The 14,354-nt window shown below is 62.3% G+C and carries 15 protein-coding genes; 7 read left to right on the top strand and 8 right to left on the bottom strand.

Annotated elements, in window-relative coordinates:
- Positions 1-154 precede the first annotated feature (154 nt).
- Positions 155-1,171: a 23S rRNA (adenine(1618)-N(6))-methyltransferase RlmF gene (rlmF, locus tag ACZ445_RS05360; RefSeq protein WP_464708050.1), complete on the top strand. Its 1,017-nt coding sequence runs from the start codon at positions 155-157 to the stop codon at positions 1,169-1,171.
- A 66-nt stretch (positions 1,172-1,237) separates the two neighbouring features.
- On the opposite strand, the gene ACZ445_RS05355 is transcribed toward rlmF, so the two are convergent.
- On the bottom strand, positions 1,238-1,519 hold the full coding sequence (locus ACZ445_RS05355) for an HU family DNA-binding protein (protein WP_003188840.1): 282 nt from the start codon (positions 1,517-1,519) through the stop codon (positions 1,238-1,240).
- A gap of 397 nt (positions 1,520-1,916) precedes the next feature.
- On the opposite strand from ACZ445_RS05355, the gene yejK reads away from it, so the two are divergent.
- Positions 1,917-2,921, top strand: a complete 1,005-nt coding sequence (yejK, locus tag ACZ445_RS05350) for a nucleoid-associated protein YejK (RefSeq protein WP_010212893.1) — start codon at positions 1,917-1,919, stop codon at positions 2,919-2,921.
- Positions 2,921-3,271, top strand: coding sequence for a glutaredoxin family protein (locus ACZ445_RS05345; protein WP_058425785.1), 351 nt, complete (start codon positions 2,921-2,923; stop codon positions 3,269-3,271). Before yejK ends, ACZ445_RS05345 begins: the two co-directional genes overlap by 1 nt.
- Here ACZ445_RS05345 and ACZ445_RS05340 read toward each other — a convergent pair whose 3' ends face one another.
- From ACZ445_RS05340 to ACZ445_RS05320, 5 genes are read right to left on the bottom strand one after another with little or no spacing between them, the layout of a single operon-like run.
- On the bottom strand, positions 3,272-4,249 hold the full coding sequence (locus tag ACZ445_RS05340; RefSeq protein WP_464708049.1) for a FecR family protein: 978 nt from the start codon (positions 4,247-4,249) through the stop codon (positions 3,272-3,274).
- Positions 4,246-4,821: an RNA polymerase sigma factor gene (locus ACZ445_RS05335; protein WP_058425787.1), complete on the bottom strand. Its 576-nt coding sequence runs from the start codon at positions 4,819-4,821 to the stop codon at positions 4,246-4,248. The genes ACZ445_RS05340 and ACZ445_RS05335 overlap by 4 nt, the downstream gene beginning before the upstream one ends.
- Positions 4,822-4,832: 11 nt before the next feature.
- Positions 4,833-5,159: a DUF3325 domain-containing protein gene (locus ACZ445_RS05330; protein ID WP_058425788.1), complete on the bottom strand. Its 327-nt coding sequence runs from the start codon at positions 5,157-5,159 to the stop codon at positions 4,833-4,835.
- A complete protein-coding gene (locus tag ACZ445_RS05325; protein ID WP_464708047.1) occupies positions 5,160-6,734 on the bottom strand; it encodes a PepSY-associated TM helix domain-containing protein in 1,575 nt (524 codons plus the stop codon).
- Entirely contained in the window at positions 6,731-7,033 is a 303-nt protein-coding gene (locus tag ACZ445_RS05320; RefSeq protein WP_071488626.1) for a DUF3649 domain-containing protein, read from the bottom strand. Before ACZ445_RS05320 ends, ACZ445_RS05325 begins: the two co-directional genes overlap by 4 nt.
- Before the next feature lie 170 nt (positions 7,034-7,203).
- Between ACZ445_RS05320 and ACZ445_RS05315 the strand changes: the two genes are divergently transcribed.
- The 3 genes from ACZ445_RS05315 (at position 7,204) to fecA (ending at position 11,058) form a co-directional block, all read left to right on the top strand.
- Positions 7,204-7,692 carry a sigma-70 family RNA polymerase sigma factor gene (locus tag ACZ445_RS05315; RefSeq protein WP_179029496.1) on the top strand — a complete coding sequence of 163 codons (489 nt, stop codon included), beginning with the start codon at positions 7,204-7,206 and terminating at the stop codon, positions 7,690-7,692.
- Positions 7,689-8,630: a FecR domain-containing protein gene (locus ACZ445_RS05310; RefSeq protein ID WP_464708046.1), complete on the top strand. Its 942-nt coding sequence runs from the start codon at positions 7,689-7,691 to the stop codon at positions 8,628-8,630. Before ACZ445_RS05315 ends, ACZ445_RS05310 begins: the two co-directional genes overlap by 4 nt.
- 91 nt (positions 8,631-8,721) lie before the next feature.
- Positions 8,722-11,058, top strand: a complete 2,337-nt coding sequence (fecA, locus tag ACZ445_RS05305) for a TonB-dependent Fe(3+) dicitrate receptor FecA (RefSeq protein ID WP_464708045.1) — start codon at positions 8,722-8,724, stop codon at positions 11,056-11,058.
- 219 nt (positions 11,059-11,277) lie between these two features.
- Here fecA and ACZ445_RS05300 read toward each other — a convergent pair whose 3' ends face one another.
- A complete protein-coding gene (locus ACZ445_RS05300; protein ID WP_464708594.1) occupies positions 11,278-12,150 on the bottom strand; it encodes a LysR family transcriptional regulator in 873 nt (290 codons plus the stop codon).
- 105 nt (positions 12,151-12,255) lie between these two features.
- Between ACZ445_RS05300 and ACZ445_RS05295 the strand changes: the two genes are divergently transcribed.
- The gene (locus tag ACZ445_RS05295; RefSeq protein ID WP_179029860.1) at positions 12,256-13,767 is read left to right on the top strand and encodes an MFS transporter; all 1,512 of its coding nucleotides are present in this window, start codon (positions 12,256-12,258) and stop codon (positions 13,765-13,767) included.
- A 54-nt stretch (positions 13,768-13,821) separates the two neighbouring features.
- On the opposite strand, the gene ACZ445_RS05290 is transcribed toward ACZ445_RS05295, so the two are convergent.
- Positions 13,822-14,232 (bottom strand): HPF/RaiA family ribosome-associated protein, encoded by a 411-nt coding sequence (locus ACZ445_RS05290; protein WP_016978251.1) that lies wholly within the window; start codon positions 14,230-14,232, stop codon positions 13,822-13,824.
- Between the last annotated feature and the right edge of the window lie 122 nt (positions 14,233-14,354).

Raw genomic sequence — 14,354 nt, 5'->3', positions numbered from 1 at the left:
TGTGGGAGGGGGCTTGCCCCCGATGGCGGTGTATCAGTCTCATTGTTTTTGACTGTCACATCGCCATCGGGGGCAAGCCCCTTCCCACATTTGACCGGGACAGGCTCAGGATGTGTGACAATGCCCACCACTTTGAGCCAACACCAGAATCAACATGACCGCCCCCAGCACGCCAAAACCTCCGCGCAAGAAGCCTAAAACCGCAGCCACGGCCAAACCCGTCGCGCCGCGCAAAGAGGCCTCCCTGCACCCGCGCAACCGCCACACAGGCCGCTACGACTTCCCGGCGCTGATCAAGACCACGCCGGAACTGGCGCAGTTCGTGATCATCAACCCGTACGGCAAGGAAAGTATCGACTTCGCCAGCCCGGATGCGGTGCGCGTGTTCAACCGTGCGCTGCTCAAAGCCTTCTACGGCATTCAGCACTGGGACATCCCGGCCGACTACCTTTGCCCACCAGTGCCGGGGCGTGCGGACTACGTACATTTCCTCGCCGACCTGCTGGCCAGCACCCATGACGGCAAGATCCCGCGCGGTTCGATCGTCAAGGTGCTGGACATCGGCATGGGCGCCAACTGCGTCTACCCACTGATTGGCTATATGGAGTACCGCTGGAACTTCCTCGGCTCCGAGGTCGACCCTATCGCCGTGGCCGCGGCCAAGGCCATCGTGCAGTCCAACGACCTGAGCAAGGTCATCCAGTTGCGCCAGCAAACCAACCCCAAGCAGATCCTGCTGGGCTTGCTGGAGCCGGGTGAGCGCTTCGACCTGACCATGTGCAACCCGCCGTTCCATGCCTCCATGGACGAAGCGACCAAGGGCAGCGAGCGCAAGTGGCGCGCCCTGGGCAAGGCCGATCCCAAGCGCAAGTTGCCGGTGCTGAACTTCGGTGGCCAATCGGCTGAACTGTGGTGCGAAGGCGGTGAAGCGCGCTTTGTGACGCAGCTCATCGCTGAAAGTGCGCATTTTGCCCACAAGGTGTTGTGGTTCAGTTGCCTGGTGTCAAAAGCGTCGAACTTGCCCGCGATCGAGACGGCGTTGAAAAAAGCCGGCGTGCTGGAAAGCCAGGTGGTGGAGATGTCCCAGGGACAGAAGCAGAGTCGCTTCGTGGCCTGGACCTTCCAGACCAAGAACGAGCAGCAGATCTGGCGCCAGCGCTGGGTGCGCTAGGCACAAATTGCAGGCAACAAAAAACCGTGCCCGGATCGCTCCGAAGCACGGTTTTTTTGCTGCGTCTTACTTGTTAACAGCGTCGGTCAGGCCTTTGGCCACAACCAGCTTGATAACTTTCTTGGCAGCGATTTCGATGGCAGCGCCAGTCGAAGGGTTACGGCCAGTACGGGCAGGACGCTCGGTCACTTTCAGTTTGCCAACGCCTGGCAGAGTGATTTCGCCGCCGTTTTCCAGCTGGTCAGCAACAACTTGGCTCAGTTGGTCCAGCAGAGCACGCACGGTAGTTTTCGGTGCGTCTACTGCTTCAGCCAGGTCAGCGATCAGTTGGTCTTTAGTAATAGCCATTGTGGTGTTCCTTCCCTATCAAATTCATATGGATTGCAGAGTGCAGTGTCAGCCGTCGAGCCCGACCGTCATGGCCTGGCACCCCAGGCTTATAACCACGGAGATCGGGGTTATAGATGCTTGAAACGGGGATTGGTTCGACCTGACAGATGCTGAATGCACGCTTATCGCCGAGACTTGGCGTAAGACGGGGCAAAACTAGCACAGAGACGGGGAAATATCCGCCTCTACCTACCCATTTGGTCAGCTTTATCGCTCTAAACCGTGAAAAAAAGGCATATGCCCCGTCGGAAGGTGCCCAAAACACCCTTCCAAGCACGTCTTGGCCAATGGTGCGGTACACTTGGCGACTTTTCGGGGAGACCCACCGCTCCCCTCTCAACCAGCCGAGAAGCCTATGCCGATCCGTCATTGCATCGTCCACCTGATCGACAAAAAACCCGACGGCACACCTGCAGTTCTCCACGCCCGCGACTCCGAGCTTGCCGAGTCGGCCGCCATCGAGAACATGCTTGCCGACCTCAACGAGAGCTACAACGCCAAACAAGGCAAGGCCTGGGGTTTCTTCCATGCCGAGTCCGGCGCGCACCCGTTCAGCGGCTGGTTGAAGGAGTATTTCGACGGCGGGCAGGATTTCACCACCTTCAGCCGCACGGCGGTCGAGCACCTGCAGAAGCTGATGGAAGAGTCCAACCTTTCCACCGGCGGGCATGTGCTGTTCGCCCACTACCAACAGGGCATGACCGACTACCTGGCCATTGCCCTGCTGCACCACAGCGAAGGCGTGGCGGTGACCGACGAGCTGGACGTGACCCCGTCCCGTCACCTGGACCTGGGCCAACTGCACCTGGCGGCGCGGATCAACGTGTCCGAGTGGCAGAACAACAAGCAGTCCAAGCAGTACATCTCGTTTATCAAGGGCAAGAACGGCAAGAAGGTGTCGGAATACTTCCGCGACTTTATCGGTTGCCAGGAAGGCGTCGACGGCCCGGGCGAGACCCGCACCCTGCTCAAGGCCTTCAGCGACTTCGTTGAAAGCGAAGACCTGCCCGACGAATCCGCCCGCGAAAAGACCAAGACCCTGGTGGACTACGCCAGCAGCCAGGCCAAGCTTGGCGAACCCATGGGCCTGGAAGAACTCTCGGGGCTGATCGATGAAGATCGGCCAAAGGCGTTCTACGACCATATCCGCAACAAGGATTACGGCCTGTCGCCGGAGATCCCGGCGGATAAACGCACCCTCAACCAGTTCCGCCGCTTCACCGGCCGCGCCGAAGGTTTGTCCATCAGCTTTGAAGCACACCTGCTGGGCGACAAGATCGAGTACGACGAAGCCGCCGGCACCTTGATCATCAAGGGCCTGCCGACCCAACTGACCGACCAGCTCAAGCGCCGTAACTGATGCTGGGCGGGGTCTTCAAGAAAGTCCTGCTGGTACTGCTGGTGGTGGTGGTGATCCAGAACTGGGGCAAGATCGAGCGGGTGTTCAACCCCTCGCAGGTGGTGCCAGAGCAGACACGGGCGAAGGCGCGCGTGGTGCTCTACGCCACCGAATGGTGCGGGTACTGCAAGCAGATCCGCCGTTTCCTGGACCAGAAAGGCATCCCCTACCAGGCGTTCGATATCGAGAAGGACGCCCAGGCGCGCAAGGCGTATGAGGCGTTGGGCGGCGGCGGGATTCCGTTTGTGGACGTGAACGGCACGCTGATTCGCGAGTACAGCCCCGAGAAGATCATGGCGGCGCTGAAGTAATCAGCGCACCACGATCATGCGCCCCAGCACCTGGTGCTGTTCAAAACCGAGAACCGCCTGCAAGGCATTCAGCACAGCCTGTGGGTCTTTGCTCGGGAAGCTGCCGCTGACGCGCTTGGCGCCCATCTCGTCGTTGAGCAACAGGATGCGACCGGGGTAGTAACGGCCCAGATCCTTCACCACGTCCGCCAGCGGCGCCTTGTAGTAGTTGAGCCAGCCGTCGCGCCAGGCCAGGCGTGATTCGCTGTCGACCCCATGCATCGGCTCAGCAATGCCATCGGCGTAGGCCACTTGCTGGCCGGCGGTAAGAATCTGCTGTTGCCCCTGCTTTGACAGCGTCACCCCAACCCGCCCGGACAACACCGTCACCTGGGCGCCTGCCGGTTGCAGGCGCACTTCGAATTGCGTACCCAGCACCCGCGCTTCACCGCTGCCCGCCTCCACCACGAAGGATTGCCCAGTGTGAGTCACGCTGAAAAAACCGGCGCCGCGACGCAACTGGATATGTCGCTCGCCATGGCTGAAATCCACGGCGATGGCGCTGTCAGCGTCCAGGGTGACTTGGGAGTTGTCAGCCAGCGTGACGGTTTTGATTTCCCCGGGGGCCGTCACATAGTCCGCACCAAAGTCATCGACCCAGCGCGACGGCTGCCACCCGGCGCCCATGGACACCATCACTAACAGGCACGCAGCCATGGCCAACGCCCCGGACCAACGCACCACCCGCGAACGCTTCGGGGTGTTCATCGCATTGAGGTAGCCCTGCAAGGCCATGGCCTCTTCATCCGCCAGCCTGCGCGCCGGAACTTCGCTCAACTCCCACAGCACCTGAGCCTGGGAATAGGCCTCGACATGCGCAGGATCGGCCCGCAGCCAGCGGCTGAACGTGGCCTGGTCTCCGCTGCTCGGCTGGTCATGCAACAGGCTCAGCCAGGCCAGTGCGGCTTGTTCCTGGGCGGGCGTGGGGGTGACGTTCACGGTGCTTTCCCTGGCGTGCGTGGGGATGAGGGGTCGCGAAGGCTGGCTTTGCAGGCTTCGAGGGCACGCATCATATGTTTTTCCACGGCACTTTGGGACAGGCCCATGGCCTTGGCGATTTCTGCGTACTTGCGGCCGTGGATGCGGTTGAGCAGGAAAATCTGCCGCGTACGCTCGGGCAAGCTACGCAGGGCCGCTTCGACATGGCGCAGATCATTGCCCGCTTCCAGCGCCGCCTGGGGCTCGGAGCCCTGGTTGTCATGCTGTTCGGGCAGCCAGCCTTCGCTGCTGCGCACCCTTGCGCCTTCGCTGCGCAGGTGATCGATGGCGATATTACCGGCGCAGCGCAGCAGGTAGGTGCTGAGTTCTTCGACCTGCACCAGTGGCCGGCGCCAGAAGCGCAGGAACAGGTCCTGTACCAGGTCGGCCGCCGTGGCGCGGCACCCCACGCGGCGACTCACCAACGCTTCCATCTGCGAGCGCTGGGACAGGAACACTTGCAGGAAATGCGCACGCCCACCGGCCGCGTCAGCGTGCTGGCTGTCCTGGGGTTCCGGTGGGGTGCTGATCATCGTGGGCGGGCTCAAAGGGTGGCGAAGGCTGCAACGGGGCTGGCGAGCAGGCCGACACCCGCCAGGATCAGGGCCAGCCTTGGCCGATACGGCAACAGCAGCACCAACAGCAGTGCGCTGAGCATCAACACGGCGCACCACTCCACCAGGCCCTGGCCCCAACCGGCGATGGCCACGGCGGGCCAGATCGACACGGTCAGCAGCAACCACCCGGCCACACGTAACCCCGTACGCCGACGGGACGAGAGTTTGCTGTGCAGCAACTCACCGTGATGACGGTCGGTGGATAAGCACAATGCGGTGAACCCGACGTAGCACATCAGCAGCGCCAGTAGCATTCAGTTCGCCTCCTGCTTGAGCGTCAACTCGCGTGTGCGTTCAACCTTGGGCGCAGGCGCGGCGCGATGCTGCATCTTCCAGGCGGCCCAGCCGAGGAACACACCGCTGGCCAGGCACGTCAGGTCGAAGCCGGCCATCGCCCAGTCGCCGGAGGCCAATGAAACGCCGAGGTGGTGCGAGGTGGTCAACGCGTTGAGCAATGGAATGGCGATAAACAGCAACGCGCCGACGCTCAACTGCTCGACCCAGCCCTGGCGGCCACGCCGCAGGATCGCGTGCAGCAGGCTCAGGCCCCAGGCGATAAAGAAGGTCTGCACTTCCCAGTCGGAACGCTCGGCGAAGTTCACCGGCAGCAGGCGGTTGGCCCAGAAAAACACCGCGATGGCGATCATCAGGCCGGACATGCTGGCGATGTTCAGCACTTCCACCAGTCGCAATTCAAAGGGCATCACACCGGTCTTGGCGTGCTTGAGCTGGCGCTTGCCAAGCCAGATGACCAGCCCGGTGCCGATCATCGCCGTGCCCGCCAGCCCACAGATAAAGTACAACCAGCGCAGCACCGGGCCGGCGAAATGCCCCATGTGCAGGCCATAGAAACTGCCGCCGATGGCAGCCGGCAGCGACTGCCCGCCACTCACTCGCAACAGTTCACCGGTGCTGCCATTGAAGGACACAGTGCTGCCGAAATCGTGCACCACGCTGTCGGAACCTGCGCGAAATACATTGACCGAGGCGTTCACATCGCCGGGGTTATTCACCGCCACGCGCCCCACATGCCCACCCGCCCACTGCGCCCGTGCCTGCTCGTACATCGGCACCAGCGGCAGCAATGTCCCCGGCTGGCCCAATGCAGGGGCGTTGTTGGTATTCGGGAACACCTCGCTGAAAAAGGCGCGGGTGTCGTTGCCATAGGAAGCCAGGATCGGCGCCGGCATCACCATGCTCATGAAGATCACCAGGCTGCTGTAGGTGATCATCAGATGGAAAGGCAGCATCAGCACACCCACCGCGTTGTGCCCGTCGAGCCAGGAACGCTGGCCTTTGCGGGGGCGGAAGGTGAAGAAGTCCTTGAAGATTTTCTTGTGGGTGATGATGCCGGTAATCAGCGCGATGAACATCACCATCGCGGCGATGGTCGACAGCCAGCGGCCCCACGGGTGAGGCATTTGCAGCTGGAAATGGAAACGATAGAAGAACTCGCCGCCCATGCTTTCACGAGCCTGCACGGCCTGGCCGGTGACGGGGTCAAGGGTTTTCTGGATGAAGTTGCCACGCTTGCCGGGGTCGACCTTGTCCTGCCACATCACCGACAGGCCGGGGTCGCGGCTGTCCGGCAAGGTGATGAACCAGCGTGCGGCGGTGGGTGCGACCTGCTGCAGATAGGTTTGCGCCACGGTGAGGCTGCGCGCATCGTCCAGGGGACGGGCCTGCACTTCGGGCTGCATCCAGTGGCTGATCTCGTCCTTGAAATACGACAGGGTGCCTGTCAGGAAAATTGCAAACAGCAGCCAGCCGAAGATCAACCCGGCCCAGGTGTGCAACCAGGCCATGGCCTGACGGAAACCCTCTTTCATACTCGTGTCATCCACAAACCCACGCCCGCCAGGGTGGCGAACGCCGCACTTGGCAGCAGCACACCGAACCAGGCGCGTGCGGCACTGCGGCAGGCGAAACACCAGAGCACAGCGAGCAGGTAAAACACGAAGGAACTCATCATCCCGGTGATCACCGCATCGGCGCGAGAGGTAGGCAGCCACAGCGCCAGACAGATGCTGGCCAGGGACGCCATCAGGTAACCGCCCACCACGGCAGCCAGCACACGCGAGGTCACGGCGAGACGATAGGAGACAGGCAGCGAGGTTTTGCTTTTCATGCGGGAGGCGCCAGGTTCATCAGCGCGCAATATTAATGATAAATATTCTCATAAGCAAAACAGAACGGATGAATCACCTGTGCGGATGGATTGCCGAAGCCACTCACGCGCCCTACAATGCGAACAATTCTTGTTCTCTAAAGCATGACAATGCTTGTGGAGTGTCCCCGTTGAGCCCGTCCAACACCGTCGAAGTTTTGTACACCGACCATCACCACTGGCTCACCGGCTGGTTGCGACGCAAGCTAGGCTGCCCGGAAAGCGCCGCCGACCTGGCGCAGGACACCTTCATGCGCGTGCTCACCGCGCGGGAAACCCCCACTCTGGTCGAGCCCCGGGCGTTTCTCACCACCGTCGCCAAGCGCGTGCTGTTCAACTTCTACCGCCGCCTGGACCTGGAACGCGCCTACCTCGATGCCCTGGCACAGATGCCCGAACACGTGGCGCCATCCGAAGAAGAACGCGCAATCATCCTGCAAACCCTGGTCGAGCTGGACCAACTGCTCGATGGCCTGCCCGTGCAGGTCAAGCGCGCCTTCCTGCTGGCGCAACTGGATGGGCTGACCTACGCGCAAATCGGCGCGGAGCTTGGGATTTCCATCGCCACCGTCAAACGTCACCTGACCAAAGCGGCCATGCGCTGCTATTTCGCCCTATGAACTTCTCCACTCAAGTCGCCGAACAGGCCGTGCATTGGCTGATGGAAATGCAGCAAGGCGGACTCAACCCTCGCCAGCAGGCTGCCTGGCAACACTGGCTGAACGCCCACAGCGAACACCAGCGCGCCTGGGACCACATGCAACGCGTCAACCAGCGCCTGCGCGGCATGCCCTCGCCCCTTGCCCATGCGGCGTTGAACGCGCCAACCTCCACCAGCCGCCGCCAGGCGCTCAAGTTGCTGTTGATCCTCGGTGCCGGTTCGGCGGCTGCCTGGGGCCTGCGCCAGCAACATATCCTGCCGCCGCTGACCGCCGATTACCGCAGCCCGGTCGGCCAGCGCCGCAAAGTGCAACTGGCGGACGGCAGTCAGTTGCAGCTCAATACCGGCAGCGCAGTGGACGTGCACTTCGATGGCCAGCAAAGACTGATCCGCCTGCTTGAAGGCGAAATCCTGCTGACCGGTATCGCCGGCAACACACCGCTGAACGTGTTGACCGGCCAGGGTCTGCTCACCAGCCACGCGGCACGCATGAACGTGCGTCAGTTCAACGACCACACCCAGTTGGCGGTATTCGATGGCCGCGTCGAAGTAATGCCCAACACCTACAGCTGCCTGCCGCTGACGGTCGAGGCCGCGCACCAGGTCAACTTCACCCGCAAAGGCTGGGATACCCCGCGCCCTACCGACGCCAACAGCGGCGCCTGGGCCGACGGTATGCTGGTCGCCGCCCACATGCGGCTGGAAGATTTCCTCGGCGAACTCGGCCGTTATCGTCGTGGCCAGCTCAATTGCGACCCGCAGGTGGCCAACCTGTTGATCTCCGGCAGCTACCCGCTGGACGACAGTGAACGGATTCTGGACCTGCTGGAAGTGAGCCTGCCGGTGAAAGTACGGCGATTCACGCGGTATTGGGTGACGGTGCAGGCACGCGCCTGAAATTAATTCAAAACACTGTGAGCCGTTTTCCACACCTCGCGTGACAGAGAAGGAAAGCCCCCTTGATCCTTCCTTCTCAGGACCGCTCTTCATGCCCCAGCAACCCACGCTTCTCGCCCGCACCCTGCGCCAACTCCTGCTTGGCGCCAGCCTGAGTCTTACGGTACTGCCACACGCCATGGCGGCTGAGGCCAAGCCTTATCACATCGCACCGAGTTCGCTGGAAGCGGCGCTGAATCAATTCGGACGTGAAGCGGGTGTGCTGATTTCCTTCGGCTCGCAAGTCACCGCGGGCATGCAGAGCCGTGGCTTGTCCGGTAACTATGGCGCCGCGGACGGCCTGCAGAAACTGCTGGAAGGCACCGGCCTGCAAGCCCGCGCCGAAGGCGACAATGCCTACAGCCTGCAACCGGCCAGTGCGCCGGCGACTATCGAGTTGGGCACCTCCAGTGTGGTCGGCGACTGGCTCGGCGACGCAGCACAGACCAACGTGTTCGAACACCCTGGCGCCCGTGACGTGATCCGCCGCGAAGAATTCGAACGCCAGGGCGCCACCCAGGCCAAGGACGTTCTCAATCGCATCCCCGGCGTCAACGCCCCGGACAATAACGGCACCGGCAGCCACGACATGGCGCTGAACTTCGGTATTCGCGGCCTCAACCCGCGCCTGGCCTCGCGTTCCACCGTACTGATGGACGGCATCCCGGTGCCGTTTGCGCCGTACGGCCAACCCCAACTGTCGTTCGCGCCGATCAGCATGGGCAACATGGACGCCGTTGACGTGGTGCGTGGCGGCGGCGCCGTACGCTACGGCCCGCAGAACGTCGGTGGCGTGGTCAACTTCGTGACCCGGGCGATCCCGGATGCGCCCACGGTCAAAGGCGGCCTGCAGACCGAAACCAGCCCGTCCTCCAGCCATGACGGCTTCAAGACCACCGGCAATCTGCTGGCCGGCGGCACAGCCGACAATGGTCTGGGCGGTGCGCTGCTGTACTCCGGCACCCGTGGCGGCGACTGGCGCGAGAACAGCAACACGCGCATCGACGACCTGATCCTCAAGGGCAAATACCAGCTCGATGACGCCAACAGCTTCAACGCCATGGCGCAGTACTACGAAGGCCAGGCCGATATGCCTGGGGGGTTGAACGTTGCGGACTACAAGGCAGATCCGTACCAGTCCACCCGTCCCTACGATAAATTCTGGGGCCGCCGCACGATGTTCAATGTCGGCTATCGCTATGAGCAGGACCGTCGCGAATTCACCGTAAACAGCTTCTTCACCAAGACCCTGCGCAGCGGTTACCTGGACCAGGGCACCTTCCTCTCGCTATCCCCTCGCGAGTACTGGGTACGCGGCCTGGAAACCCGCTTCGCCCAAGGCTTCGACCTGGGCCCGACCAGCCACGAAGTGGGCGTGGGCTACCGCTACATCAACGAAGCCGGCCACGAACTGCGCTACCGCACGCCGATTGCCGCCAACCAGCAGATCCCCACCACCAACAGCCGCAACGACCGCGACACCCGTGGCGGCACCGAAGCCAATGCATTCTTCATCGACGACCGGATTGATATCGGCAAGTGGACCATCACCCCGGGCGTGCGCTACGAGATGATCGAGTCCCAGCAAACCAACAACCTCACCCACGTCAAGTACAAAGGCGACTACAACACCGCGCTGCCCGCACTGAACGTGCTTTATCACCTCACCGACAGCTGGAACCTCTATGCCAATACCGAAGGTTCGTTCGGCAGCGTGCAGTACAGCCAGATGCCCAACCGCGTGACCAGCGGCGAAGTGAAACCGGAAAAAGCCCGCACCTGGGAACTGGGCACCCGCTACGACGACGGCACCTTGCGTGCCGAGATCGGCGCGTTCCTGATCAACTTCGACAACCAGTACGAAAGCAACCAGACCAACGACTCGGTGATTGCCCGTGGCGAAACCCGCCACCAGGGCATCGAGACCAGCGTCAACTACGCGCTCGATGGCTTGAGCCCGGCACTGGCCGGCTTTGATGTGTACGCCACTTACGCCTATGTCGACGCCACCATCCGCGAAGACGGCCCGAACAAAGGCAACCGCGTGCCCTTCTCGTCCAAGCACAAAGGCACCCTGGGCGTGGGTTACACCGAAGGTCGCTGGAAGCTCAACCTGGACAGCAGCTACCAGAGCAGCCAGTTCGCGGACAACGCCAACACCCAGGCCGAAAGCGCCGACGGCGCGAATGGCCGCATTCCCGGCTACATGCTGTTCAGCAGCCGCGCCGCGTATGACTTCGGCCCGCAGCTGTCGGATCTGAATGTGGCGGTGGGGGTGAAAAACATCTTCAACAAGCAGTACTACACGCGCTCGTTCGACGACAACAACAAGGGCAAGTACGTCGGCGAACCGCGCACGGTGTACGTGCAGACCTCGATCGCGTTCTAACTGCGCGAGAAGCACTCTCTGTGGTGAGCAGGTTTGTCGTGGTTACCGGGCCTGTTGTGGCGAGCGGGCTTGCCTCGCGTTGGGCTGCGAAGCAGCCCCAAAACATAGCCCCGGAGCTGTCTGGCACACTGCAGTGCTCTTATTGGGGCTGCTGCGCAGCCCAACGCGGGGCAAGCCCGCTCACCACAATGGACACAGCTCATCCCCCGCCAGCCGCTTCTAACTGCCCGCCAGGCAACTGGGGGTAGCTGCGACCAAAGCGTCGATGGCACAGCGGGTTTTGGCCGGCATATGCGCGGCGGTTGGCCAGATCACGTGGATTGGCGAGGGTTGCTCACGGTAGGCGGGTAACACCGCTTCCAACTGCCCTCGCAGCACATAGTGTGCAATCAACCAACTGGGCAGCCAGGCCAGGCCGACGCCCGCGATAGCAGCGTCCGCCACGGCCTGGAGGTCATCCAGCACCAACGGTGATACGACCCGCGAGCGGTGCGGCGTATTGCTGCGGTAGGCAATGCCGCGATGGCCGGCAAGGTCGTCGGCCGATTCAATCCGCCCTACCCGCTGCAAGTACGCCGGTGAAGCAGCCAGCCCCACGGACTGTTCGCCCAGGCGCCGTGCGCTCAAGCGGTCGGTGTCGGGCAAAGGGCCGATTCGCACGGCGATATCAAAGCCTTCCTGCACCAGGTCGGTCATGCGATCAGCAAAACAAACCTCGATCTCCAGCGCCGGATAACGGTCCATCAACCCCCACAACGCGGGCGCCGCATAGTGATGCCCGAAAGCCAGCGGCACGCTTGCGCGCAGTCGGCCGCGTGGCTGCTGCCGGCCGCTTTCCAGCACAGATTCAGCAGCGTCGAGTTCGGCCAGTGCGCGCAGGCAATGCTCGTAGTACGCCTGCCCGTCTTCCGTCAGCCGCTGGCGGCGAGTGGAGCGCTGCAACAGGCAAGTCCCCAGCCGCGCCTCCAGCCGTGCCAGGCCCTTGCCCACCGCCGAACGCGTCAGGTTCAGGCGTTCGGCAGCCTCCGTCAGGTTGCCGCTCTCGACGATCTGCAGAAACAGTTCAACGCCATCAAAACGCGCAGTGGTCATGATTATATTGTCGCCCATGATTCCCTTATTGCTGGAAAACTTATCACGAATAAAGAAACAGATTCCCCTGAAAATCTAACGGTCCCTCAACCTCAGGAGAGTCCCATGCCACCCGCCGCCACGTTATCGGCCGCCAACCCACCCCGCTCAGCCAGAAATGGCCTCGCCCTCACCGCCGTATGCCTTGTCGCCCTGATGTTCGGCCTGGAGATCTCCAGCGTGCCGGTGATCCTGCCCACGCTGGAACAGCAACTGGGCACGGGTTTCCAGGATGCCCAATGGATCATGAATGCCTATACCCTGGCCTGCACCAGCGTGTTGATGGCAGCCGGCACCCTGGCGGACCGTTTTGGCCGCAAGCGCATGCTGGTGCTGTGCCTGTGGTTGTTCGGGCTGGCTTCGCTGGCGTGCGGGCTGGCGAACGATGCACCGACGCTGATTGCCGCGCGCTTCGTCCAGGGCGTGGGCGCCGGGGCGATGATGATTTGCCAGTTCGCGATTCTGTCGCACCTGTTTCGCGAACCGGCGGCGCGGGCACGGGCGTTCGCGATCTGGGGCGTGATCGCCGGCGTGGGCCTGGGCTTCGGGCCGATGGTGGGCGCATTGATCCTGGCGGTAGCGGACTGGCGCTGGGTGTTCCTGGTGCATGTGCCGCTCACCCTGTTCACCCTGGTGCTGCTGCACGTGAGCGTGCAGGAATCCCGCGACCCGGCCGGCCATCGCCTGGACATCGCCGGCATGCTCACCTTGACGCTGTCGGTGTTCGCGCTGGTCTACTTCATCACCCAGGGCACCGAGAACGGTTTTGGCACACTGGCCATGCTCGGCTGGGCGGGACTGGCAGTGGCCGGGTTGCTGCTGTTCATCGTCGTTGAGCGACGCAGCGCCCACCCGATGTTTGACTTCTCGGTATTCCGCATCCAGCGCTTCAATGGCGCCTTGATGGGTTCCATTGGCATGAACTTCAGCTTCTGGCCGTTCATGATCTACCTGCCGTTGTATTTCCAGGCGGGCCTGGGCTATGACACGCTGACCAGCGGTGGCGCCCTGCTCGCCTACACCCTGCCCACGCTGCTGGTGCCGCCGCTGGCGGAGCGCCTGGCCCTGCGCTATGGCGCCGAGCGCATCATTCCGTTGGGCCTGGGGTTGATGGGTGCGGGTTTCCTGGCCATGGCCGCCGCCAATCGGGCGGCGCAACCCAGCATCCTGCTGATCCTGGCCAGTTGCATCATTGCCGGCATGGGCCTGGCGCTGACCAACTCCCCCACCACCAACACCACCACCGGCTCGGTGTCGGCAGACCGCGCCGGCATGGCATCGGGCATCGACCTGAGCGCACGGCTGATTACCCTGGCGCTCAACATCGCGTTGATGGGGCTGGTGCTGTTGCTGGGGATCAGCGCTCAACTGGCCAATGTGCTGCCAGGCGCCACGGCGCTGGATTGGCCGGGCATCAGCCAGAATATCGCGGCCGGCAAGCTCGGTGTACCGGGGATGAACGCCACGCAGGCCCAGGGCGCACTGCGCCATGGTGCCGGCTGGACGATGCTGTTTGCAGGGTTGGGTGCCTGTGGGCTGGCGCTATCGAGCCGGTACTTTTTCCGACGCGGGCAGTAAATGAAAACGGGCCTGCAAATGCAGGCCCGTTCTTAGTGGAGCGTGGGAAAGTTATCAGCCGTTGAACACGGCACGTTCTTTTTCCAGGAACTCCTGCTCAAGCTCATCTTCATTGACTTTGGTGGTTGGCTGGTTTTTCCCGGCAGCGCGCGGCTTGCCTTGCAGTTTGCCAAACAGATGTTCCAACGCATGGTCCAGCTTGGTCGCCGCACCGTCGATCGCCTGTTCCAGGGTATCGGCCTTGTGCAGTACCGACAGCGGTTGATGGCCTTTTGGCCGCGCTTCCAGGCGGCAACTCAAATCGTGGGGACCGGGCTTGTCGCCGTTCTCATCCCGCAGATAGACCTCCACTCGGGTCAGGTCTTCTTCGTAGCGTTCGAGCGTGCTCTCAATGGTAGTACGTACCCACTCCTCCAGTCGGATGCTGCTTTCAATATGGTTATCGCTATTGACTTGGATTTGCATAGTTCTTCCCTTATTTCAGCTAGCTCGCGAGAGGTCACAACTGCGACACCGGGGTGGTGAAACCATGACCTCTTGATTACACAATTGAGCACTCAGCAGAACAATTCAACCCCTTTGCAAAG

This window comes from Pseudomonas allii, from assembly GCF_055380095.1.
The sequence above is the reverse complement of the archived record's forward strand: the minus strand, read 5'-3'. Positions and strand labels throughout refer to the sequence as shown.

Bases quoted from the DNA above. Each gene is read 5' to 3' on its own strand.
- rlmF (WP_464708050.1), top strand. From the start codon at position 155: ATGACCGCCCCCAGCACGCCAAAACCTCCGCGCAAGAAGCCTAAAACC.
- ACZ445_RS05355 (WP_003188840.1), bottom strand. From the start codon at position 1,519: ATGGCTATTACTAAAGACCAACTGATCGCTGACCTGGCTGAAGCAGTA.
- ACZ445_RS05325 (WP_464708047.1), bottom strand. From the start codon at position 6,734: ATGAAAGAGGGTTTCCGTCAGGCCATGGCCTGGTTGCACACCTGGGCC.
- ACZ445_RS05310 (WP_464708046.1), top strand. From the start codon at position 7,689: ATGAACTTCTCCACTCAAGTCGCCGAACAGGCCGTGCATTGGCTGATG.
- ACZ445_RS05330 (WP_058425788.1), bottom strand. From the start codon at position 5,159: ATGCTACTGGCGCTGCTGATGTGCTACGTCGGGTTCACCGCATTGTGC.
- ACZ445_RS05320 (WP_071488626.1), bottom strand. From the start codon at position 7,033: ATGAAAAGCAAAACCTCGCTGCCTGTCTCCTATCGTCTCGCCGTGACC.
- ACZ445_RS05335 (WP_058425787.1), bottom strand. From the start codon at position 4,821: ATGATCAGCACCCCACCGGAACCCCAGGACAGCCAGCACGCTGACGCG.
- ACZ445_RS05345 (WP_058425785.1), top strand. From the start codon at position 2,921: ATGCTGGGCGGGGTCTTCAAGAAAGTCCTGCTGGTACTGCTGGTGGTG.
- ACZ445_RS05295 (WP_179029860.1), top strand. From the start codon at position 12,256: ATGCCACCCGCCGCCACGTTATCGGCCGCCAACCCACCCCGCTCAGCC.
- fecA (WP_464708045.1), top strand. From the start codon at position 8,722: ATGCCCCAGCAACCCACGCTTCTCGCCCGCACCCTGCGCCAACTCCTG.
- yejK (WP_010212893.1), top strand. From the start codon at position 1,917: ATGCCGATCCGTCATTGCATCGTCCACCTGATCGACAAAAAACCCGAC.
- ACZ445_RS05290 (WP_016978251.1), bottom strand. From the start codon at position 14,232: ATGCAAATCCAAGTCAATAGCGATAACCATATTGAAAGCAGCATCCGA.
- ACZ445_RS05300 (WP_464708594.1), bottom strand. From the start codon at position 12,150: ATGACCACTGCGCGTTTTGATGGCGTTGAACTGTTTCTGCAGATCGTC.